Below are 22,586 nucleotides of genomic sequence, written 5' to 3'. Positions count from 1 at the left end.
CGCCCGCGACGGCGGCCGCCCGCAGAACCCGCAGGGCGGGCCCGGCGCGCCGGACCCGGCGTTCCAGAACCCGCAGGGCCGGCCGCCCCAGGAGGGCGGTCGTCCGGAGGCTCCGCGTCCGGGCGGCGGCGGCCTGGCCGGCGCGTTCGGCGGTGCCCGGCTCGGCGCACGCGGCCAGGGCGACGGCTCCGGTCAGCCCAGCCTGTTCGACCAGCGGCGCCCCGAGCAGAACGGCCCCGCACGGCAGGCCCCGCAGCCCCAGCAGGCCCGGTTCGACCAGGTCGGCCCGGGTCAGGGCGGTCAGGGCCAGGGCCAAGCAGGCCAGGGTCAGGGCCAGGGCCAGGGCGGTCAGGACGGCCGCGGCGCCTTCGAGCCGCCGCGCGGCCCCGGCCGGGGCGAGCGCCAGCTGCCCCCCGTCGGCGGTCCGCGTGCCGAACTGCCCGGCGCCCCGGCGCAGAACGGGCCGGCCGGCGGCTTCCCGGCCCCGCAGCGCCCGCAGACCACCAGCTGGGGCACCGACGAGCCTTCGGCGCCGCGGCGCACCCCGCTCGACGCGCCGCGCGGCCACGAGGAGTCGGAGACCACGGGCCGGTTCCCGCAGCCGCTGCCCCCGCGCCCGCAGGCCGACGACCGCCAGGGCCCCGGCGCCACGGCCGAGTTCGCCCGCCCGGACTTCTCGGCGCCCGCGCCCGGCCCGCAGTACCGGCCCGGCCCGCAGCAGCAGGACCCGGACGCGGCGAGCACCTCGCAGTTCGCCCGCCCGGACTTCGGTGCCCAGCAGCCCGCGCCCCGGCAGCGCGGCGACCAGGACTTCGGTGCGCCGCGTCCGCCCATGGCACCGGCGCCCGACGCCCCGTACCGCCCGGTCCTGCCGCAGCAGCCGCAGCAGCCCGAGGCGCTGCCGCCGGCCTCCGGGCCCGGCGACGGCCGCACCCCGCTGTACGACACGCTGGAGACCAACTGGTTCCACGGTCCGCAGCAGGGTCAGCAGGGCCAGCAGGGTGCCCAGCAGCAGCCTCCCGCCGCACCGGCGCCCGGCTTCCCGCAGCAGTCCGCGCAGGAGCCCACCGCTCCCGCCGCACCGCAGCGCGGCGTCGGCGACACCGGGGCGACGAGCGCCTGGCGCGCCTCGCCGAACGACGAGATCGTCCGGCAGGCGGAGCGGGTGAAGAAGCCCGCGGCGGGCGGAATCACCACGTCGGGTCTGCCTCGCCGGGTCCCGCGCGCCAACCTGGTGCCGGGTACCGCCCAGCAGCAGAACCACCAGTCCGGTCCCCAGGTCTCGCGTGCGCCCGATGACGTGCGCGGGCGCCTGACCAATCTGCGCCGCGGCATCCAGCAGGGACGCCAGGCGGGCAGCGGTCAGACCGGCAGTTTCCCCCTCGGCCCCACTCACCAGCAGGAGCGTTAGTTGAGCCCGATGAGTCAGGCCGCACAGAATCTGAACTGGCTGATCACCAACTTCGTGGACAACACCCCCGGGGTGTCGCACACGGTGGTGGTCTCGGCGGACGGCCTGCTGCTGGCGATGTCCGAAGGTTTCCCGCGCGACCGCGCCGACCAGTTGGCGGCCGTCGCGTCCGGACTGACCTCGCTGACGGCAGGTGCCTCCCGGATCTTCGAGGGCGGCGCCGTGAGCCAGACCGTGGTGGAGATGGAACGCGGCTTCCTGTTCCTCATGTCCATCTCCGACGGCTCCTCGTTGGCCGTACTGGCCCACCCGGACGCCGACATCGGTCTGGTCGGCTACGAAATGGCTCTGCTGGTGGACCGAGCGGGCACCGTCCTGACCCCGGACCTCCGTGCGGAGCTCCAGGGCAGCCTGCTCCACTAGGCGGCCGTGAACCAGTGACACAGACGATCAACCCAGGTACCGCACTCAACCCTCGCCCGTCCGGCCGCTTACAGCCCCCCACCGGCCCCTTCAGACGGCAAGCCGACACCCTGCTGTCACGCCCGGAGGATTCATGACCCCGCCACCCGCCTCACCCGATCCGTACGGCGCGTCCAGTCACGCGTCGTACGAAGGTGAGGGCGACCAGCCGCTGGTCCGTCCGTACGCCATGACCGGCGGACGCACCCGGCCGCGCTATCAGCTAGCGATAGAAGCACTGGTCAGCACCACGGCCGATCCCGCGCATCTGGGGACCCTGCTCCCCGAGCATCAGCGGATCTGCCATCTGTGCCGCGAGGTCAAGTCGGTGGCCGAGGTCTCGGCCCTGCTGTCGATGCCCCTCGGTGTGGCGCGGATTCTCGTCGCGGACCTGGCGGAAGCCGGCATGGTGGCCATCCACCAGCCGGGCAACGGAGAGGCCGGCGGCGCGCCGGATGTGACACTGCTCGAAAGGGTGCTCAGTGGACTTCGAAAGCTCTAACGGCGGTACGGCGACCCGGGCCACCACCTCGGCGAAGATCGTCGTGGCCGGTGGGTTCGGCGTGGGCAAAACCACGTTCGTCGGTGCCGTTTCGGAGATCAATCCGCTGCGCACCGAAGCCGTGATGACGTCCGCGTCCGCAGGCATCGACGACCTCACGCACACCGGCGGCAAGACCACCACGACGGTGGCGATGGACTTCGGCCGCATCACGCTGGACCAGGACCTGATCCTGTACCTCTTCGGTACGCCGGGCCAGGACCGCTTCTGGTTCATGTGGGACGACCTCGTGCGCGGCGCCATCGGCGCGGTGGTCCTGGTGGACACCCGCCGGCTCGCCGACTGCTTCCCGGCCGTCGACTACTTCGAGAACAGCGGGCTCCCCTTCGTCATCGCCCTCAACGGCTTCGACGGACACCAGCCCTACACCCCCGACGAGGTCCGCGAAGCACTCCAGATCGGCCCCGACACCCCGATCATCACCACCGACGCACGGCACCGCGCCGACGCGAAGAGCGGTCTGATCACGCTGGTGGAGCACGCTTTGATGGCTCGGCTCAAGTAGCCGCAAGTAGGTAGTGACGTACGGCAGTTACAGTAGTCACACGGGGGCGGGCTGTGTCCTTTGACACGATCCGCCCCCGCCTTCATAACGTTTCGACAGAGAATTGCCCCACGTCCGACACCGGATGCGCACGAGCGGTGTCGCTGCGCTCACATGAGCCCCGCCTTTTGGCGGGGCTCGTTCTTTATGCCCGTTTTATCTGAGGCGTACGCCACTCGGAATCGCCCGTTCCAACTGTTTGGAACGGGGCAGGTAGCCGTGCTGCAATGCGACCAACTCCCGAGTAGTACGACCCTGAACAAACACGGCACAGCGTAGGTGTCGACGCCGAGAGGTTGTTGGTCGAGTGAGGCGTAACAACGAGGGCTCCCCGGCGCGGGCGGAGCGGGGCAACTTCACCCCGCCGCCGCGTGCCGCGGCGCCGTCCGCCGACGTGTCCGAAGGGATACCGGCCGGTGGCAGCACCAGCAGGCTGTCCCCGCGCAACTGGCGGGTGCCCACCCGACTGAACGCGATCCTCCTGATCCCGGTGCTGGTCGGCCTGGTCATGGGCGGCTTCCAGGTGAAGGGCTCGATCAACACCTGGCAGGAGGCCCAGGACGCGGAGAAGACCGCGCTGATCGTGCGCGCGGCCGCCGAGTACGGGCAGGCGCTGCTCAACGAACGCGACCTCACCGCCGAGCCCCTGCTGTCGAACAAGCGGGACGACGAGGTCGTCACGCAGGCACGGGCCACCACCGACGCCGCCGCCGAGAAGTTCGGCGAGGCCGTGAAGGGCATGCCCGCCAAGGACGGCCTGCAGCGCCGCCTCAAGCTGTTCAAGCTGGAGGAGCCCAAGCTCCCGCAGCTGCGCAAGGCCGCCTACACGGCCGCCATGGACCCGGTGAAGACCGAAGAGGGCTACGTCCAGGTGCAGCACTCCCTCATGGAGTTCTGCAACGAGCTCGGTCTCGGCACCGGCAACATCACCAGCTACGGCCGTACCGTCTACGCGATCGAACTGGCCAAGGCCGCAGAATCGCTTCAGCGCTCCATCGGCACGCACCTCCTGGTGCGGCCCAGCAAGGAGAACGGCAAGTTCAACGACCAGGTCAAGGCTTTCGGCTCGTACAACTACCTGGAGCAGATCGCCCTCGGTGAGTTCACCTCCGGTGGTACGGAGGCCGACGCGGCCCGGCTGAGGAAGGTGATGACCGACAAGGCCACCGCCGGCGCCGCCGACCTCAAGGCCGCCAAGGCCAAGGCCGACGCGGCGGGGGTACCGTTCGTGACGCCGCCCACCGTCGACGGCTCGGTCTACGACGGCATGGCCCAGGAGATCGGCCTCGGCAAGGACCCCGCCCAGCTGAAGGCGAAGGGGATCACCCCGGAGACCTGGATGGCCGCGGCTACCGCCAAGTTCGACGGCTACACCACGGTCGAGGACGAGCTCGTGGACCGGGCCGTGACCGAGGCCGCGGAGATCTCATCCGACGCCCGCACCGACGCCATCGTCAACGCCACGATCGTGCTCGTCGCCCTGCTGGCCGCGTTCGTCCTGGCCGGGCTCATGGCCCGGCAGATGAGCCGCTCGATGCGCCGGCTGCGCACCGCCGCCTTCGGCATCGCCGAGCAGCGGCTGCCCTCGCTGGTCGACCAGCTCTCGCGGACCGACCCGGGCCGGGTCGACACCCGTGTCCAGCCGATCCCGATCACCTCCCAGGACGAGATCGGCGAGGTCGCCCGCGCCTTCGACCAGGTGCACCGCGAGGCGGTCCGGCTCGCGGCCGAGCAGGCCATGCTCCGGGGCAACGTCAACGCGATCTTCACCAACCTCTCGCGCCGCAACCAGTCGCTCATCGAGGGCCAGCTGACCCTCATCACCGACCTGGAGAACAACGAGGCCGACCCGGACCAGCTGGAGAGCCTGTTCCGGCTGGACCACCTGGCGACCCGCATGCGGCGCAACGGCGAGAACCTCCTCGTCCTCGCCGGCGAGGAGCCCGGCCGCCGCTGGAACCAGCCGGTGCCGCTGGTGGACGTGTTGCGGGCCGCCTCATCCGAGGTGGAGTCCTACGAGCGCATCGAGCTCTCCGGCGTCCCCGAGACCGAGATCCACGGCCAGTCCGTCACCGACCTCGTGCACCTGCTGGCCGAGCTGCTGGAGAACGCCACCACGTTCTCCTCGCCGCAGACCAAGGTGCGGGTCACCGCGACCCGGCTGCCCGACGGCCGCGTGATGATCGAGATCCACGACAAGGGCATCGGCCTCACCGGCGAGGACTTCGCCGACATCAACCACAAGCTGGCCAACCCGCCGACGGTGGACGCCGCGGTCTCCCAGCGCATGGGCCTGTTCGTGGTCGGGCGGCTCGCCGACCGGCACGGCATCCGGGTCCAGCTGCGCCCCTCGGGCGAGCAGGCCGGCACGACCTCGCTGGTCATGCTGCCGGACGCGATCACCCACGGTGGCGGCGGCGACGCCCCCGACCAGGACGACTTCACCGTCTCCTCGATGATTCCGCAGCAGGAGAGCTTCGACGCCCTGCCGCACCAGCCGCAGCTGCGCACGGCGGCCGAACTCGGCTTCGACGACTCGCGGTACGAGGAGCCCTCCGCGGACGGCTCCCAGCTCGACCCGGTGGGCCGCTCGCTGATGCGCGAGGAACGCCGCGCGGCGCTGGAGGCACAGACCGGCGGCGAGCAGCAGTACGCCGAGGCCGCGTACGGCTCCGAGACCGCGTACGGCTCCGAGACCGCGTACGGCTCCGAGGCCGCCACCGGCGTCAGCGCCCAGGACGCCTACGCCGCGCAGCAGTACGGCCAGGACCCGCAGCAGCAGGACGGGCAGGCCCTTCAGACGGGCCGGCAGGGGTACGTGCAGCCGGGCTACGACGGCGGCTACGACCCGTACCGCGACGACACCGGCTACGACGGGCGGCAGCCCGGCTACGGCACCCCGCAGGGTGGCTATCCGGAGGCGGCGTACGCGGCCCCCGAGGCGCCTCAGCAGGCTTACGACGAGCAGTACGCCGTCCAGCCCCAGCAGGAAGAGTGGGCTGATCAGGGCGCGTACCAGAGTGGTTTCGAGCCGGTGGCGCAGGCGGAAGCGGAATCTGCCGCGAGCGCTCCCGCTGAGCCGCAGGACCGCGTAGGCTTCGAGCGTTCGGGCCCCCTCCCGAACGCCGGCCACGAACTCACCGAAGCCGGTCTTCCGCGCCGGGGCGGCCAGCAGCACTGGCAGCCCACGGGCAGCGGGAACGGCCGGCCCGATGCCGCGCAGGAGCGGCCGCAGCAGCAGGAACTGCCGCAGCGGACGCCGCCGGCGCAGCAGGACGCGAACGGCTCCGACGACTGGCGCTCGGCCAACGACGAGCGCTGGGAGCGGGCCGAGAAGCTCCGGGAGCCGAAGGCGGGCGGGATCACCCCGTCCGGTCTTCCCCGGCGCGTGCCCAAGGCCAATCTGGTCGAGGGCACCGCTGAACAGACCCAGCAGGGCGGCCCCCAGGTCTCCCGCGCTCCGGAGGACGTGCGGGGCAGGCTGAGCAACCTGCGGCGCGGTGTCCTGCGGGGACGCAACGCGGGTTCGGACACAAGTAATACCTACAACCAGGAGCGTTAGTGTGAGCCCGATGAGCCAGGCGGCGCAGAATCTGAACTGGTTGATCACCAACTTCGTGGACAACACCCCCGGGGTGTCGCACACGGTGGTGGTCTCCGCCGACGGACTCCTGCTGGCGATGTCCGAGGGATTCCCGCGCGACCGTGCCGACCAGCTGGCGGCGGTCGCCTCCGGGCTGACCTCGCTGACGGCCGGCGCCTCGCGGATCTTCGAGGGCGGCGCGGTGAATCAGACGGTTGTGGAGATGGAGCGTGGATTCCTCTTCATCATGTCCGTTTCCGACGGATCCTCGTTGGCCGTTCTCGCGCACCCGGACGCCGACATCGGTCTGGTCGGGTACGAAATGGCCCTTCTGGTCGACCGCGCCGGCAGCGTCCTGACTCCGGACCTCCGTGCCGAGCTTCAGGGGAGTCTTCTTAACTAGTAGACAGACAGTGCGTTTCGCGTCACCGCGCCATAGGGTGCGGTGGCGCGGACCCATTGGATTCGGGACCGGCAGGCGGAGGAGGAATCGTGGGTACACCCCCAGGCGGGCACCAGTTCGACGGTGGTCGGCACGTATCGGGTGAGCACGGGGACGAACGTTTCAACTTCCCCTCCACACCCGGCAGACAGGGCGATCAGCAGCCCTATCAGCCGTACCGGCAGCCGCGGCACGGCCAGATCTCCGACGACTGGCCGCAGCAGGAGCCCCACCAGCCCGGACGCCCGCAGCGTCCGCACCGGCTGGACGGTCCCCAGCAGCCGCCCCGCATCCAGCCCGTGCAGCCGCGGCGGGCTCCCGAGCCGGCTCCGGCGGCGCACAATCCGCTGGTCCGTCCGTACGCCATGACAGGTGGCCGGACCCGACCGCGCTACCAACTCGCCATTGAGGCGTTGGTCAGTACCACGGCTGATCCGTCCCGGCTGCAAGGGCAGTTGCCCGAGCACCAGCGGATCTGCCGGCTGTGCTTCGAGATCAAGTCGGTGGCCGAGATCTCGGCCCTCCTCTCGATCCCCCTCGGCGTGGCCCGGATCCTCGTAGCCGACCTGGCAGAGGCCGGACTCGTCGCTATCCACCAGCCCGGCGGCGACGAGTCCGCCGGCGGCCAGCCAGATGTGACACTGCTCGAAAGGGTGCTCAGTGGACTTCGCAAGCTCTAGCGGCGGAGCGGCCCGCTCCACTACCTCGGCGAAGATCGTGGTGGCAGGGGGCTTCGGCGTGGGTAAGACCACGTTTGTCGGTGCCGTTTCGGAGATCAATCCGCTGCGCACCGAAGCCGTGATGACGTCCGCGTCCGCGGGCATCGACGACCTGACGCACACGGGGGACAAGACCACCACGACGGTGGCGATGGACTTCGGCCGCATCACGCTGGACCAGGACCTGATCCTGTACCTCTTCGGTACGCCGGGCCAGGACCGCTTCTGGTTCATGTGGGACGACCTCGTGCGCGGCGCCATCGGCGCGGTGGTCCTGGTGGACACCCGCCGGCTCGCCGACTGCTTCCCGGCCGTCGACTACTTCGAGAACAGCGGGCTCCCCTTCGTCATCGCCCTCAACGGCTTCGACGGACACCAGCCCTACACCCCCGACGAGGTCCGCGAAGCACTCCAGATCGGCCCCGACACCCCGATCCTGACGACGGACGCGCGGCACCGGGCGGACGCGAAGAGCGCGTTGATCACGCTGGTCGAGCATGCGCTGATGGCGCGCCTGCGGTAGGTGCTGCCGTACGCACGAGGGTCCCGCACTCCTGTGAGTGCGGGACCCTCGTGCGTGTGCCGCTCGGCCTGGCGGCCTTGCTTGTCCTCAATCGCCGGACGGGCTCGATATGGCCCGCCCGGGGTCAGCCCTGCCAGCTGTGGGGCGCCCGGAAGCCGGGGGTGCGCTCCAGGCGGCGCCAGCCGGCCGTGTCGCGGCCCCGCCGGGCGGGGCTCTCGGCGGGCTGGGCGGCGGCGCGGGCGAGCAGGACCGCGGTGATGGCGGCCAGCTCCTCGGGGTCGGCGAGACCCTTCTCGACGCGCAGCACGGACTCGGCGGTGGCAGGGCTCATGGGTGTGTCTCTCCGTCTTCTCGGCAGTTCTTCGCGGGGCTCGCAGGGGTGCTGCGGGGGCCTCGGACTACTGCGGGGGGTTGCCGTGCTTGCGGGCCGGCAGGTCGGCGTGCTTGGAGCGGAGCATCGCGAGCGAGGCGATCAGGACCTCGCGGGTCTCGGCCGGGTCGATGACGTCGTCGACGAGGCCGCGCTCGGCGGCGTAGTACGGGTGCATCAGCTCGGTCTTGTACTCCTTGACCATGCGGGTGCGCATGGCCTCGGGGTCCTCGGCTTCGGCGATCTGGCGGCGGAAGATGACGTTGGCGGCGCCTTCGGCGCCCATGACGGCGATCTCGTTGGTGGGCCAGGCGTAGGTGAGGTCCGCACCGATGGACTGGCTGTCCATGACGATGTAGGCGCCGCCGTATGCCTTGCGCAGGATCAGCGAGATCCTGGGCACGGTGGCGTTGCAGTAGGCGTAGAGCAGCTTCGCGCCGTGCCGGATGATCCCACCGTGCTCCTGATCGACGCCGGGCAGAAATCCCGGCACATCGATCAGCGTGACCAGCGGGATGTTGAAGGCATCGCACATCTGGACGAACCGTGCGGCCTTCTCGGAGGCTTCGATGTCCAGCACACCGGCGAGCGCCTGGGGCTGGTTGGCGACGATGCCGACGACCTGGCCGTCCATCCGGGCCAGCGCGCAGATGATGTTGCGGGCCCAGCGCTCGTGGATCTCCAGGTAGTCGCCGTCGTCGACGAGCTCCTCGATCACCTTGTGCATGTCGTACGGGCGGTTGCCGTCGGCCGGGACCAGGTCCAGGAGGGCGTCGCCGCGCCGGTCGGCGGGGTCGTCGCTCGCCGCGGTGGGCGGGTTCTCCCGGTTGTTGGAGGGCAGCATGCCGATGAGGTAGCGGACCTCGGCGATGCAGGTCTCCTCGTCGTCGTACGCGAAGTGCGCGACGCCCGAGGTCTCCGCGTGCACATCGGCGCCGCCCAGGCCGTTCTGGGTGATCTCCTCGCCGGTGACCGCCTTGACGACGTCCGGACCGGTGATGAACATCTGCGAGGTCTCACGGACCATGAACACGAAGTCGGTCAGGGCCGGGCTGTAGGCCGCACCGCCCGCACACGGGCCGAGCATCACACTGATCTGCGGGATCACCCCGGACGCCCTGGTGTTGCGCTGGAAGATCCCGCCGTACCCGGCGAGCGCCGAGACGCCCTCCTGGATACGGGCCCCCGCGCCGTCGTTCAGGGAGACCAGCGGCGCACCGGCCGAGATGGCCATGTCCATGATCTTGTGGATCTTCGTGGCGTGGGCCTCGCCCAGCGCCCCGCCGAAGATCCGGAAATCGTGCGCGTACACGAAGACCGTCCGGCCCTCCACCGTGCCCCAGCCGGTGATCACACCGTCCGTGTACGGCTTCTTCGCCTCCAGACCGAAACCCGTCGCCCGGTGCCGCCGCAACTGCTCCACCTCATGGAACGACCCCGGGTCCACCAGCAGCTCGATGCGCTCGCGGGCCGTCAGCTTGCCCTTGGCGTGCTGCGCCTCGGTCGCCCGGTCACTGGGTCCGCGCCGGGCCTGCTCGCGCAGCGCCAGCAGTTCGGCCACGCGGCCGCGGGTGTCGCTCGGCTCGCCCTGGGTTTCGTCCACAACGGTCATGTATCGACCCTACGAACCCTGCCAAGAAAACCCCGCCGTCGACTCCGTACAGTCTCCTGCCCGGTTTACTGGTGGAGCCTGACATAAGCCCGGAGCCATGCAGGCGAAGTACCAGCCGGTACCCGCCATCGTTTGTGGAGGTCCCACAAAGGTCTCGCTGTGGTCTGCCGCACACACCGGTGAGCCAGGAGGGTGGTGACGGCACAGGGGGCGGGGCCTGCGCGGCCCCCGCCCCCCTGTGCCCGAGTGGTTCAGCTTCCGCAGTGGAAGCGGGCGCTGCCCCAGTCGGCGTGGTCGTTGCCGTTGCCGTCGCCGCCGTCGCCGGCGATCAGCTCGACGTACTTGGCGCCGGTGACGTCGGCCGTGAGCGACCAGGCGGCGTCGGCCGCCCTGAGCACCGGCGACTTCACCTTCTCGGTGCCGTCCGCCTTCACGGAGAACTGCACGCTCCCGGCGGTCTTCTGCACGTCGTCCACGCCCACTTCGGCGGTGAAGGAGGTGCACCGGCCGCCGAGGTAGTAGCGGATGGTGGCCGGGGCGTGGCTGCCGAGGCCCTTCTCGTAGACCGTGCCGCCGATGGTGAGCGCGGTGCCGTCACCGGTGCCGGTCTCGCCGTTGGACAGGTCGCGCTCGACCGGCCCCCAGCCGTTGGAGGAGGCCGTCCAGTCCAGGTCGCTGGCCCAGCTGTCCGTGGTGGGCGGCGGCGGCAGGGTGCGTACGGAGGTCTGCGCGCCGAGCTTCCGCTGCCCGTCGCCGGTCGTGTACGACGCCTCGGAGGCCAGGGCGTACGTGCGGTACTCCGCGTCCACCGGCGGGGTGACCTGCCAGCTCGCGGTCACCTTGGCACCGGGCGCGACCGAGTCGAAGGTGACGGCGCCGGCGGGCTCGGCCGCCCAGCCCTCGGGGAGGGTCAGGTTCACCGAGACGCCGGTGGCGGCGGTGGACTCGTGGTTGGTGAAGCTCGCTTCGACGGTGTTGGCGGTGCCCGGTTCCAGGGTCTCGGCGGCGGCCGCGACCGTGAGCGTGCCGCAGGCGGCCTGCTCGTCGGCGGGGGCCTTGCCGAGGTCGGTGACGGTGAAGCCGTCGAGGACGAAGTCGGCGCCCTCGGGGGCGTCGCCGCGCTTGCGCAGACCGGTCCAGGTGTCACCGCAGCCCGCCGTGACGGTCTCGGAGAAGCGGCCGGTGGTGTGCTGGGCGCCGATGGCGGTGGTCCGGGTCTCGACCGAGGCGGGCTTGCCGTCGGCGGTGATCCGGTCGTAGCCGTCGACCCACTCGTAGGCCCCGGCGTGGCTGGACTGGTAGTCGTACTCGACCTTGTAGCGGTGTCCTTCGGTCATCGGCACGGTCCAGGGGGCGGTGCGGTAGACGAGCCCGGTGTTCTCCTCGTGGACCTTCAGCGACTCCTTGCCGCTGAGCACGTCGTCGATGAGCTTCCCGTTCCAGCCTGCCTGGGTGTACGGGGCGTGCAGCTGGGAGATGACGGTGCGGGGGTCGGTGGAGCCGCCCGCGTCGCCCTTGAGGAAGGGGCCCCAGCCCTGGTCGACGTCCTCGAAGTCCTCGTGCACGACGGTGTTCTTCTTGGTCGTGGGCGCATTGGCGACGATGCGTACGTCGTCGGCGCGGACGGTCGCCGCGCTGCCCTTCGCGGCCTCGATGCGCAGGGTGGTGCGGCCGTTGGCGGGGGCGGTGAAGTTGACCTCGGCGCGCTGGAAGTACGTGCCGTGCCAGTCGGAAGCGGCGACGTAGTCCTTGGCGGTGGAGCGGTCCACGGCGACGGACTTCCCGCCGGCCGAGATGGTGGTGTGCCTGCTCTTGCCGGGTTCGACCTCGATGAGGGCGGACGCGGTGTAGCGGGCGCCGGGCTTCAGTCCGTCGATGCGCTGGGAGAGCGCGGCGGTGCCGGTGCCGGAGAGCTTCGCGCTGTTGCGGCCCTGGGTGTCGGTGTCGCGGACGGCGGTGCCGGTCCTGGACCAGTCGCCGAGCCGGTCGTCGTTGAAGCCGGGGTCGGCGACGAGCGTGTCCTCGCCCCACTTGGGGCCGGCGGCCTTGGGGGCCTGGTGCGGGTAGAGGACGTACGGCTGCCCGGCCTCGGCCTTCAGCGTGATCTTCCCGTTGACCGGGCGGACGGTGCCGGTCTTGACGCGGCCGTTGTCGGTGAGCTCGTAGACGGTGTACGTGCCCTTCGACGGCACCGCCCAGCTGCTCGTACCGCCCTCCTGGCTGTAGTGGTACAGCTTCTTGCCGCCGTCCCACGGGAGGAGGTAGTCGGTGCCGCTGAGCACCTTGCGGCCGTGGTCGTAGAAGGTCCGCTTCCCGTCCTCGACCGTGCCGCTGATCCCGCCGGTGAGGGTGACGTCGTTGCCGTCCCAGCGGGTGATCTGCTGCTGCTGGAGGTACTTGGCGGGCAGATTGCGCTGCCAGATGTTGTCGTAGAAGGTGTTCCAGTCGGTCTCGCCGGTCCAGCCCTCGAACTCGGCGATGGCGCTCTGGCCGAGGACCGGGTCGTTGTTCCAGACGTCCTTCTCGCCGTTGCGGATGAACCGGATGATCTTCGAGTTGAGGCCCTTGTTGGTGGCGCCGCCGTAGTCGAGGTCATTGGCCCAGTGCGACCAGAGCGAGGCCCGCTCGAACTTGTCGGCCCACTCGCTGGAGACGTTCCAGCCCTGCTTCTGGAGGGCCTGGACGGTCTTGTCGGCGATCCAGCCGTGCGTGTAGTACACGTCGATGTACAGCATGGAGAGGTTGGAGCCGGTCTCGTCGCGCAGTTGCTGGAAGCGCTTGGCGAGGTCGCCGCTGTTGATGTCGCGGCGCTGGTCGATGTAGTAGCTCTGGCCCAGCCAGTTCCAGCCCGGCTTCGTCTTGTCGACGAGCTGTTCGTCGAACGCCTTCGCCTCCGGGTACGCCTCCGTGGCGTTGACGTGGACGCCGAAGGTCGCGCCCCACTTCTTGCCGTCCTTCAGCAGGGCGTTGAGGTCCTTCAGCCCGCCGGCGCGCTTGTTGTAGTCGCCGCCGTAGTCGGGGTGGGCGGAGTCGTGGCCCTCGGAGGCGTACCCCTTGAGCAGGGCGAGCTGGCCGAGGCCGTCCGTGGACAGGGAGATCCGCTTGACGTCGTCCAGGGTGCGCAGGAAGGGGTGGGTGGCCTGGCTGGCGAAGTTGAACGGGATGTGCGTGACCACCCGGTCCGCGGTGTCCTCGCTGCCCGGCGCGACCACGCCGATCGAGCGGAACGCCACGGCGCCGTCCTGCCAGTCGACGGTCCTGTCGCCGTTGGCGTCGGGCGTGACGACGACCTTGGCCCAGGGCAGGTTCTCACCGCTCTCCGGCTTCGGCGCCCCCTCGCCCCGGTAGGTCCACTGCCCGGACCAGACGGCGACCCGGGTGGAGCCGTCGTCCTCCTTGCGGGCCTGGTGCCAGAAGCGGGCGTCGTCGCCGCCGGTGGCCCCGGAGGGCTTGTCGTAGGAGGAGTTGGACTCGACGGCGGCGGCCAGCGAGCCGGTGTTGAGGATCGCGTAGGTGGCCCCGGAGGGCGCGGAGTCGGCCGGGGTGTCCTTGGTGACGTCCGCGAAGACGTCGGCGGTCTTCGTGGAGTCGGTGTCCAGCCGGGTGAAGGCGGTCGCGGCCCCGGCGTCGGTGCTGGCGACGGAGACCAGGTCGTGGCCGGGTATGTCGATCGTGGAGACCCGGAAGGCGGCGGTGTCGCGGACGGCGGTCACCTTGAAGGTGGTGGTGCGCCCGGACACCGACAGCGTGGCGTCGATCTCGACACCGGGCAGGTCGGTGAAGGCGAGCGTGTAGCGGGCGGCCGACCTGGTGGTCTTCGGGGCGCCCTTGAGCTTCACCGGGTGCGCGGTCCCGTTCAGGGTGACGGCGGTGACCGGCCGGGTGCTGCCGGTCAGCTGCTTGCCGGAGGCGCGGTCGGTGTACGTGAGGACGCGCGGGAAGTCGGCGGCGACGGCGACCGCGAGCTGCGCGGAGGAGAGGACGGGGCTGCCCGCGGGGACGGCGCTGCCGGCCGCGGCGGGCGTGGGGGTGGCGGCGACGGCGGGGAGCGCGGTCCCCACCAGGGCCAGGACGGCGGCTGAAGCGGCGGCTGCGGCGCCCACCGGAGTGAATCTTGGTGACATGTGCATTGCGTAGTCGTCGGCTCCGCGCACCGTCAACGACGTACGGCCCCGAGGGCTTCTCCAGTCCAACAACCGCCCCGCGTTAGTCCAAGTGGGGCGGATACGGAACATCCCGGGCACCGCGTTCAGTTCCTGATCACGCGTTACGCGAAGCCCCGCGCACGAGCCCGCCAAGTGGCGCCGAACAGCGTCGAGTTGTGAAGAGTTCTTCTTTTTGAGAGCGCTCTCAGTCACAAGTCTTGACGCCCGCGCCGCGCGTCGCGAAAGTGGTGCGCACCGCGGACGCCCCCGTTCCACCTCCCCGCACGGTTCACCCGTCCGCGCCCCCACGCACCCCCCACGTACCCCCGGAGTCGCCTCATGATTTCGCGCCGGAAGTTCCTCACGGGCGGCGCCGCCGCCACCGCCACCGCGCTCACCTACCCCCTGTGGGGAAGCGCCCTGAGTCCGAGCGCGTCCGCGTCCGCGGCCACCTGCGAACTGGCCCTGGAGAACCGCTCGCTGCCCGGCCGCGTCAACGCCTACGTCACCGGCCACGAGCAGGGCACCGACCGCTGGGTCCTGCTGCGCGCCGACGGGAGCGTCTACCACCCGGACTCCCCCGCCGCCCCGCAGACCCCGCTGCCGGTGGACTGCGCCATCCCGCTGAACGGGGCGGGCGCCGGGCCCGTCGTGCTGACCCTGCCCCAGATGTACGGCGCGCGCGTCTACTTCGTCCGCGACGACACCCTGGACTTCTACCTGAACCCGGGCCCGGCCCTGGTCGAGCCGGCCTTCGCCACCTCCACGGACCCGAACTACGGACGCACCTGGTCGTTCTGCGAGTTCACGTTCAACCCGCAGCAGCTGTACGCCAACATCAGCTACGTCGACCTGGTGACGGCCCTGCCGATCGGGCTGACCCTGGAGGGCGACTCCACGCACACCGTGGCCCCGCTCCCGGACGGTGCCGTGCAGCGCATCGCGGACGGCCTGATCGCCCAGGCGGCGGCCGACGGCCAGCCCTGGGACCAGCTGGTGACGCGCGGCTCGGACGGCAGCGTGCTGCGGGTCGTCTCGCCGCAGAACCTGATGGCGCCCTACTTCGACCGCCCGGACCAGATGCCGTTCCGCGACCTGTTCACCGCGCAGATCGACGAGGTCTGGGAGAAGTACCGCTCGACCGACCTGCGCATCGACCTCCAGGGCGGGCGCGGCGTCCGCGCCGGGCGGGTCAGCGGCGACACCCTGACCTTCGACGGCGGGCACACCTTCTCCAAGCCCGTCTCCAAGGACATCTTCACCTGCAACCACGGGCCCTTCACCAACAACCCGGCGGACAACGACGACAAGAAGGCGCTGCTGGCCCGGCTCGCGGCCGGCTTCAACCGCTCGATCATGCTCAGCCACCCCGACCAGCCGAACGGCACCTCGGTGGCCGACTACTACCAGGGCGCGGTGACCAACCACTGGTCGCGGATCGTCCACGCCAACAGCCCGATCGGGTACGCCTTCCCGTACGACGACGTGCGCCCGGACGGCGAGCCGGACGTCTCGGGCGCCGCGAACGACGGCAACCCGCGGCGGTTCACGGTGAGCGTCGGCTCCTGACGCCACCGCTCCAAGACCGCGTGTGCCCCCGTCCGGGCGGGACGGGGGCACACGCTTGTCCACAGGGGTGTCCGCTCAGGCCGCGGGCCAGGTGCGCGACCCCGGTCGGACCGCGCGCCTCGAACGCCGCGCCCGGCTCCCTCGTCACCCGGCTCAGCAGCCGCCGCAGTTGTAGTACGTCACGTCCCAGTGGTTGCCCTCGTCGGCGTAGACGTTGCCGGAGGCGGACTTGTACTGGGGCGCCCCGTCACCGCGCAGGCCGATGTAGCTGAAGGCGCTCTTGATGTAGTTGGTGAGGCAGGTGGTCTTGCCGAGGTCGAGCTTGTAGCCGTTCCAGTGCGAGTACGTGCCGCCGGCGTGCCCGGTCTCGGTGCCCCCGGTGATGTTCAGGGCGCAGCCCGTGGCGCTCTTGAGGGTCTGGGCGCCCTGGGCGGTCGGCAGGTTGAGCTGGTCGAACGAGGTGCAGGTGGAGACGTTGCGGTTGGAACAGCCGCCCGAGGACGACCAGGTCACGCCGGACGAGCTGAAGCGCGAAGTCGCCTGGCTGTGGGTGAGCTTGGTGACGGCGAAGGCGTCCGTCGTACCGCTGACGACGCCGATGCCGGGGGCGAAGAGGACGCCGAGGACGAGGGCGAGGGCGGTGAGGACGGGGCGCAGCGTCATCCGGGACACGTGGGGCGCGCGGAACACCATGGGGGGTCTCCTCCTGTGCATGACAATCCTGACAGGAAGATGGTGCCCGAGTTCTACGCGCGTCACCAGAGGGCCTTCCGTAACGGCCGCGCGAACAGACGGCGAGGGCCGCAACAGTCCCGACCGGAGATGTTGAACTTTGAACAAGATGGGTCTACAGTGAATGTCGTTGAAGGTTAAACAACACGTCGGGCCTCGGCTCGACCCCGTCCCCGAGGAGGAGCCATGGCTCTGTTCAACCGCAAGAACAACGACACCGCGACCGCTGTGACCACGACCGACGTCGACCCCGCCCTGGCCGCCCTCACGGGTGACTACACGATCGACCCGGCGCACAGCAGCATCGGCTTCACCGTGCGTCACGCCATGGTCACCAACGTGCGCGGCTCCTTCGGCGAGCACGAGGGCTCCCTGAAGCTGAACGGCTCCGACCCGGCCGCCTCGGCCGCCTCGATCGACGTGAAGATCGCCAGCGTGGACACGGGCATCGCCGACCGCGACGCCCACCTGGTCAGCGGCGACTTCTTCGACGCCGAGAAGTTCCCCCTGATGACGTTCCGCTCGACGTCCGCCGAACAGCTCGGCGGCGACAAGTACCGCGTCACCGGCGACCTCACCATCAAGGACGTGAGCCGCCCGCTCTCCATCGACCTGGAGTTCAACGGCTCCGCCACCGACGTCTACGGCAACGAGCGCGTCGGCTTCGAGGGCAGCGCCGAGATCCTGCGCTCCGACTGGGGCCTGACCTGGAACGCGGCGCTGGAGACCGGCGGCGTGATGGTCAGCGACAAGGTGAAGCTGAACTTCGACATCTCCGCGATCAAGGCCGCCGCCTGATCTTCCCGGGGTCTCCCCCGGCCGAGCGCGCCCGCCGCCCGCTCCCGTTTCCGGGGAGGACGGCGGGCGCTCGGCGTGCCGGGGGTGGGTGCGGGCGCCGGTCAGGCCATGCTCTGGGCGCCGTCCAGCGCCTCGCGGATGATGTCGGCGTGCCCTGCGTGCTGCGCGGTCTCGGCCAGCACGTGCATCACCGCCCGGCGGGCCGACCACCGCGCGTCCCCGTCGAACCACGGGGCCTTCGGCAGCGCGTGCGTGACGCCCAGGTCGGGCAGCGAGGCGATCAGTTCGTCGGTACGGCGGGCCACCTCGGCGTACGCGTCCAGCACGCCCGCCAGGGTCTCCCCCGGCTGCATCGCGAATGATTCGGCCCGCTTCGCGAAGTCGGCCTCCGTCATCGCGGTGAAGTCGGGCATGTTCGCGGCCCCTTCCACCATGAAGTCGGCCCAGCTCCGTTCGGTGTTCGTGACGTGCTTGATGAGCCCGCCCACACACAGCTCGCTCGCCGTGGTCCGCTGCCCGGCCTGCTCGTCCGTCAGGTCGCGGGCGGTGAACCGCAGGAAGTGCCGCTGCTTGGCCAGTGCCTCCAGCAGGTCCGCGCGCTCGGCGTCCAGGCCGGACGTGGTGGCCGTCGTGTTGGTGTCCGTCGCGGTGTCGCTCATGGATCTGCCCTTCGTCGTTCCTGTTCCGCCTGCACGAACGACACTAGAAGCCGTATAGGACAGTCCACGCCCTATACGGCTTCAGGTCAGCGGCGCCGGACCTTCAGCGCGTTGTCCGTACGGGTGACGGGGTTGCCGTCCGGGTCGTTCTGGACCCGCTCGTGCTCCGCGCTGAGCAGCACCTCCCACTCCCCCTCCGGCAGTTCGAGCGAGGCCAGCACCTCGTCGGTGGTCGGGAGCTGCATCTGCGCGTGGTGGTGGTCCCACGGCGGGAAGCCCGCGTGCCCGACGATCAGGAGTACGCCCCCGGGCGCGACCGCCCGCGCCGCCCGGCGCAGAATCCGCTCACGCGGCAGGTCGCCCATGGAGTGCAGGAACTGCGCCGAGACGAGGTCGTACGCGCCCTCGGGGAACGTGGCCCCCAGGTCGTGGAACTGCCAGTCGATCTGCTCGGAGACCTCCGCCTCGGCCGCGTGCTCGGCGGCCCGTGCCAGTGCGACGCGCGAGATGTCCGTCGCGGTGACCTGCCAGCCCTGCCGCGCCAGCCAGACCGCGTCGGCCCCCTCCCCGCACCCGAGGTCCAGCGCCCGGCCCGGCTTCAGCTCCTCGGTCTCGCGGACGAGCACGCTGTTGGGCTTGCCGCTCCAGATGCGGTGGCTCTCGCGGTAGCGGTTGTCCCACAGCTCCGCGTCCGAGGGCGCGTCGCGCGCCTCGACCGCGCGCCGGGTGTCCTCGGTGACGAGGTCCCCGTTGATGGCGCTGCCCGCCTTCAGCCCGGCCGCCGCCGAGCCGATGACCTGCTCCATCAGGCTCGCCACATTGCCGGCCACCCACACCCCGGGCACGTCCGTGGCCCCCGTCGGGTCGGCCTCGATGTACGCCCCGAGGGTGTGCCCGCCCATCTCCAGCGGGGCCGGCCGCAGCCCGAGGCTTTCGAGTACGCCGGAACGCGCCGTGAACCGCGGCTGTACGACCACCGCGTCCCGCGCCACCACCCGGCCGCCCGCCAGCCGCACCCCGGTCAGCCGGCCGCCGCTCACCTCCACACCGGCCACCTCGCCGTCCACGATCGCGATGCCGCGCGCGGCCAGCTGCTCGTACTCCTCCTCGCCGGGCTCCGGCCCCTGGTGCAGGAAGAGCGTGATGTCGTCGCTCCACTGCCGCCACAGCAGCGCCTGGTGCACGGCCATGGGACTCGAAGCCACGATGCCGATCGCCGAGTCCCTGACCTCCCAGCCGTGGCAGTACGGGCAGTGCAGCACCTCGTGGCCCCACCGCTCGGCCAGGCCCGGGATCGGCGGCAGCTCGTCCACCAGACCGGTCGTGACGAGCAGCCGGCGCGCCGTCACGGCCGTCCCGTCCCCCCGTACGACCCGGAACCCGGCCCCCTCCGGCAGCCTCTCGACCACCGTGACCTCGCCCTCCACGATCTCGGCCCCGTAGCCGGTCACCTCGTCCCGGCCGACCGCCAGGAGCTCCGCGGGCGGCGTGCCCTCGCGGCCCAGGTAGTTGTGCACGTGGGACGCGGGGGCGTTGCGCGGCCTGCCCGCGTCGATCACCAGCACCGACCGGCGGGCCCGCGCCAGGGCCAGTGCCCCGCTCAGACCCGCGGCCCCGCCGCCGATGACCACCACGTCGTACATCTGCGTCATGTCGCTCATGCGCACACCTCCATCTACCGGAGATGGTGCGCCCCGCCCGTCGCCTCGGCAAACATCCTTGCCGGGGCGGCAAACTCGCACCACACGATCTTCCCCGGATTCCGCTCCCCGACCCCCCACGCCTCGGCGAGCGCCGCCACCAGCATCAGCCCGCGCCCGCCCTCGGCGGTCGGCTCGGGGCACGGCACGGCCTCCGGCACCTCACCGTCCCCGCTGTCGTGCATCTCGACCCGGAGCCGGCCCTCGGCCTTCTCCCAGTACAGGAACAGCCGGAACCCGCGCCCCGGCGGCACGCCGTGCACGAGCGCGTTGGTCGCGAGTTCGCTCACGCAGAGCAGCACGTCGTCCGCGCACACCTTGTGCTCCTCGCACGCCCAGTCGACCAGCACCTCCCGTACGAACTTCCGTACGAGCGGCACCGACCTGCGCTCGCGGCGGTAGAAAGCCTCGCGGAAGTCGGGGAGTTGAGTTGTTTCGTTCATGAGGCGAAGGTCACATACCGTCACTACGGTTATGCAGGGAGTCAGGTCGTACGGAGTCGATGTACGACGGCTGACGGGTCATTGAGAGGCACGAACGGGGAGAGGGACTGCATGCAGCAAGCGAAGAGGAAGCGCGTCACGTCCTGGCACGTGATCGGCGCCCAACTGGCCATGTTCCGCAGGGCGGCCCGGATGACACAGGCGACGCTCGCGGAGCGGTGCCGTGTCAGCGAGGACACGATCGCGTCGATCGAGCAGGGGCGGCGGCCGCTCCAGCTGGACTTCGCCATCATGTTGGACGAACTACTGGAAACCAAGGGGGCCTTGAAGGTCGCCGTGGAGAAGGTGCCGGAGAAGGAGCGGTTCCCGGCGTTCGTCCAGGACTTCGTGGAGTACGAGCAGGCCGCGGTGGCCCTGCAGTCGTACGAGACCCAGGTGATCCCCGGACTCCTGCAGACGGAGGAGTACGCGCGCTTCATCTTCTCCTGCCACTACCCACCCATCGAGGAGGACGAGCAGGAGGAGTGGGTTGCCGCGCGCCTGGATCGACAGCGGCTCCTCGTACGCAAACCGCGCCCCATGCTCCACTTCATCCTGGAGGAGAGCATTCTGCGGAGCGAGATCGGGGACCCCGCAGTGCTGCGGAATCAGATCGCGCACCTCCGCAAGTGTGCGGATCTACCCTTCCTGGGGCTCCAGATCATGCCGATGAAGACGCCCAAGCACGCGGGGCTCACCGGGCCCATGGTGCTGCTGGAGACCCCGGATCACGACCACCTCGCGTACGTCGAAGGGCAGCGCGTCAGCTTTCTCCACGATGACCCAGACGAGGTCAGCCTGCTCCAGTTGAAATATGCGATGCTGCGTTCGCAGGCGCTCTCACCCGAGGAGAGCATTCGCCTACTGGAACACCTGCTTGGAGAGAGATGACTCGCGCAGCACACCGCACCGGCCTCAACTGGTTCAAGTCCAGCTACAGCGGTAGCCAGGGCGGCGACTGCATCGAAGTCGCGTACGACTGGCGCAAGTCCAGTTACAGCAGCGACCAGGGCGGCAACTGCGTAGAGGTCGCCGCGCACCCCGCCGCCGTGCACGTGCGGGACTCCAAGGTGAGCGACGGGCCGGTCCTCACCGTCCCGCCGCACGCCTGGACCGCGTTCCTCCGGGCGAACGTCTAGCTACAGGCCCGCGCGCAGGGCGTTGACGCGTGCGGCGGCGGCTTCGAACGCCGCCGCGTCCAGCGCGCCGGTCCCGAGCGCGTCGCTCAGGGCGGTCACCGCAGCGTCGCCCTGGGAGACGCTGCGCGAGGAGCAGAGCAGCAGGTCCATGCCCGCGGCGGCGGCCTTCACGGCGACCTGCGAGGTGGTTCCGAAGGGCGTCAGGGCGCCCGCCTCCAGCGCGTCGGTGATGGTGACACCGGTGTAGCCGAGGCGGTTGCGCAGCTCGCCGACGACGGTCGGGGACAGACCGGCGGGACGGCTGGGGTCCAGCGCGGTGTAGATGGCCCAGGACAGCATGACGAGCTTCGTGCCGGCGGCTATGGCGTCCTTGTACGGAGCCTCGTCCACGCTGCGCAGGGTGGCCGCGGACGTGGTGATGGTGACGGGGCGCAGGTCGGTGTTCTGGCTCGCGGTGGCGGGGCCGAGGCCCGGGAAGTGCTTGGCGGTGGCGGCGACACCGACGGCCTGCTGGGCGGTGATGAAGGTCTTGCCGCAACTGGCCACCGCGGCGGCCGACTTGCTGTAGGACCGCTTGTACTGGTCCGTGAAGTCGCCGTCCGCGCGGTAGACGTCGAGGACCGGCGCGAGGTTGACGTTCATGCCGATGCCCGCGAGGTTCATGCCCGCGCCGCTGCCGGTGAAGTCGGCCCACTGGCGCGGGTCGGCGGAGGCGCCGACGTCCTTGGCGGACATGACGGGCTCCCCGGGCAGGCGGCGGATCATGCCGCCCTCCTGGTCGGTCATCAGGAGCAGCGGGGCCTTCACGGGGGACGAGGCGTGGGCCGCGTTCATCGACTTGATGACGCTCTCGATCTGGCTCAGGTTCTGGATGTTCTCGCCGAAGAAGATCACCCCGGCCGTGCGGCCCTCCTTGATGGCGTTCATCAGGGAGGCGGGGGGTGTGAGCCCGGGGTAGGAGTGGATGACGCACTGTCCGGCGCGCTGCTGCGGGGACAGGGCGGAGAAGCGGGGGCGCGCGACCTCGGGCGCGCGTGCGGCGGCCTCGGAGGCCGCCGGTCCCAGTCCGGCGGCCAGGGCCGCCGCCCCGGCGATCAGGGCACCGCGCCTGCTGAGGGGGGATGTCATGTCGTG

Annotated in this window: 19 protein-coding genes and 1 pseudogene; 12 read left to right on the top strand and 8 right to left on the bottom strand. The window is 70.7% G+C overall.

The features are described 5' to 3' along the window. The 8 genes and pseudogenes from E6R18_RS15470 to E6R18_RS15435 form a co-directional block, all read left to right on the top strand. Nucleotides 1–1,411, top strand: a pseudogene (locus E6R18_RS15470) (histidine kinase); the annotation flags it as partial. After that, entirely contained in the window at nucleotides 1,412–1,834 is a 423-nt protein-coding gene (locus tag E6R18_RS15465) for a roadblock/LC7 domain-containing protein (RefSeq protein WP_003966009.1), read from the top strand. It begins immediately after the preceding pseudogene. 133 nt (nucleotides 1,835–1,967) lie between these two features. Further along, complete coding sequence (locus E6R18_RS15460) at nucleotides 1,968–2,375, top strand: DUF742 domain-containing protein (protein WP_018521347.1); 408 nt, start codon at nucleotides 1,968–1,970, stop codon at nucleotides 2,373–2,375. Then, nucleotides 2,356–2,940: an ATP/GTP-binding protein gene (locus tag E6R18_RS15455; RefSeq protein WP_136317468.1), complete on the top strand. Its 585-nt coding sequence runs from the start codon at nucleotides 2,356–2,358 to the stop codon at nucleotides 2,938–2,940. The genes E6R18_RS15460 and E6R18_RS15455 overlap by 20 nt, the downstream gene beginning before the upstream one ends. Before the next feature lie 346 nt (nucleotides 2,941–3,286). Next, a complete protein-coding gene (locus tag E6R18_RS15450; protein ID WP_136317467.1) occupies nucleotides 3,287–6,541 on the top strand; it encodes a nitrate- and nitrite sensing domain-containing protein in 3,255 nt (1,084 codons plus the stop codon). 10 nt (nucleotides 6,542–6,551) lie between these two features. After that, on the top strand, nucleotides 6,552–6,965 hold the full coding sequence (locus E6R18_RS15445; protein ID WP_018551717.1) for a roadblock/LC7 domain-containing protein: 414 nt from the start codon (nucleotides 6,552–6,554) through the stop codon (nucleotides 6,963–6,965). An 89-nt stretch (nucleotides 6,966–7,054) separates the two neighbouring features. After that, the gene (locus E6R18_RS15440; RefSeq protein WP_136317466.1) at nucleotides 7,055–7,684 is read left to right on the top strand and encodes a DUF742 domain-containing protein; all 630 of its coding nucleotides are present in this window, start codon (nucleotides 7,055–7,057) and stop codon (nucleotides 7,682–7,684) included. Then, nucleotides 7,665–8,246: an ATP/GTP-binding protein gene (locus E6R18_RS15435; protein WP_014048542.1), complete on the top strand. Its 582-nt coding sequence runs from the start codon at nucleotides 7,665–7,667 to the stop codon at nucleotides 8,244–8,246. Before E6R18_RS15440 ends, E6R18_RS15435 begins: the two co-directional genes overlap by 20 nt. Before the next feature lie 124 nt (nucleotides 8,247–8,370). On the opposite strand, the gene E6R18_RS15430 is transcribed toward E6R18_RS15435, so the two are convergent. The 3 genes from E6R18_RS15430 to E6R18_RS15420 form a co-directional block, all read right to left on the bottom strand. After that, entirely contained in the window at nucleotides 8,371–8,577 is a 207-nt protein-coding gene (locus E6R18_RS15430; RefSeq protein ID WP_136317465.1) for an acyl-CoA carboxylase subunit epsilon, read from the bottom strand. 67 nt (nucleotides 8,578–8,644) lie between these two features. Continuing rightward, complete coding sequence (locus E6R18_RS15425) at nucleotides 8,645–10,228, bottom strand: acyl-CoA carboxylase subunit beta (protein WP_136317464.1); 1,584 nt, start codon at nucleotides 10,226–10,228, stop codon at nucleotides 8,645–8,647. Between the two features lie 251 nt (nucleotides 10,229–10,479). Beyond that, a complete protein-coding gene (locus E6R18_RS15420; RefSeq protein WP_136317463.1) occupies nucleotides 10,480–14,352 on the bottom strand; it encodes an endo-alpha-N-acetylgalactosaminidase family protein in 3,873 nt (1,290 codons plus the stop codon). 360 nt (nucleotides 14,353–14,712) lie between these two features. Between E6R18_RS15420 and E6R18_RS15415 the strand changes: the two genes are divergently transcribed. Beyond that, nucleotides 14,713–15,942, top strand: coding sequence for a glycoside hydrolase family 64 protein (locus tag E6R18_RS15415; protein WP_136317462.1), 1,230 nt, complete (start codon nucleotides 14,713–14,715; stop codon nucleotides 15,940–15,942). Nucleotides 15,943–16,095: 153 nt separating this feature from the next. Here E6R18_RS15415 and E6R18_RS15410 read toward each other — a convergent pair whose 3' ends face one another. Then, on the bottom strand, nucleotides 16,096–16,635 hold the full coding sequence (locus E6R18_RS15410) for a hypothetical protein (RefSeq protein WP_136317461.1): 540 nt from the start codon (nucleotides 16,633–16,635) through the stop codon (nucleotides 16,096–16,098). A gap of 225 nt (nucleotides 16,636–16,860) precedes the next feature. Here E6R18_RS15410 and E6R18_RS15405 point away from each other — a divergent pair, with 225 nt between their 5' ends. Continuing rightward, a complete protein-coding gene (locus E6R18_RS15405) occupies nucleotides 16,861–17,472 on the top strand; it encodes a YceI family protein (RefSeq protein WP_136317460.1) in 612 nt (203 codons plus the stop codon). A 101-nt stretch (nucleotides 17,473–17,573) separates the two neighbouring features. On the opposite strand, the gene E6R18_RS15400 is transcribed toward E6R18_RS15405, so the two are convergent. The 3 genes from E6R18_RS15400 to E6R18_RS15390 all read right to left on the bottom strand — a co-directional run bounded on the left by E6R18_RS15400 (nucleotide 17,574) and on the right by E6R18_RS15390 (nucleotide 20,274). Beyond that, a complete protein-coding gene (locus tag E6R18_RS15400; protein ID WP_136317459.1) occupies nucleotides 17,574–18,131 on the bottom strand; it encodes a DinB family protein in 558 nt (185 codons plus the stop codon). Nucleotides 18,132–18,217: 86 nt separating this feature from the next. Continuing rightward, nucleotides 18,218–19,792 (bottom strand): FAD-dependent oxidoreductase, encoded by a 1,575-nt coding sequence (locus E6R18_RS15395; protein ID WP_136317458.1) that lies wholly within the window; start codon nucleotides 19,790–19,792, stop codon nucleotides 18,218–18,220. A 14-nt stretch (nucleotides 19,793–19,806) separates the two neighbouring features. Further along, on the bottom strand, nucleotides 19,807–20,274 hold the full coding sequence (locus E6R18_RS15390) for an ATP-binding protein (protein WP_136317457.1): 468 nt from the start codon (nucleotides 20,272–20,274) through the stop codon (nucleotides 19,807–19,809). Between the two features lie 111 nt (nucleotides 20,275–20,385). On the opposite strand from E6R18_RS15390, the gene E6R18_RS15385 reads away from it, so the two are divergent. After that, nucleotides 20,386–21,204 carry a helix-turn-helix transcriptional regulator gene (locus E6R18_RS15385; protein WP_136317456.1) on the top strand — a complete coding sequence of 273 codons (819 nt, stop codon included), beginning with the start codon at nucleotides 20,386–20,388 and terminating at the stop codon, nucleotides 21,202–21,204. Continuing rightward, on the top strand, nucleotides 21,201–21,452 hold the full coding sequence (locus tag E6R18_RS15380; protein ID WP_136317455.1) for a DUF397 domain-containing protein: 252 nt from the start codon (nucleotides 21,201–21,203) through the stop codon (nucleotides 21,450–21,452). Before E6R18_RS15385 ends, E6R18_RS15380 begins: the two co-directional genes overlap by 4 nt. Here the strand turns inward: E6R18_RS15380 and E6R18_RS15375 are convergent, their stop codons facing one another. Then, nucleotides 21,453–22,580 (bottom strand): glycoside hydrolase family 3 N-terminal domain-containing protein, encoded by a 1,128-nt coding sequence (locus E6R18_RS15375; RefSeq protein ID WP_136317454.1) that lies wholly within the window; start codon nucleotides 22,578–22,580, stop codon nucleotides 21,453–21,455. Nucleotides 22,581–22,586: the final 6 nt, after the last annotated feature.

Source organism: Streptomyces sp. A1277 (assembly GCF_004795015.1).
Classification (GTDB): domain Bacteria; phylum Actinomycetota; class Actinomycetes; order Streptomycetales; family Streptomycetaceae; genus Streptomyces.
This window is presented reverse-complemented; position numbering and strand designations above follow the sequence as displayed.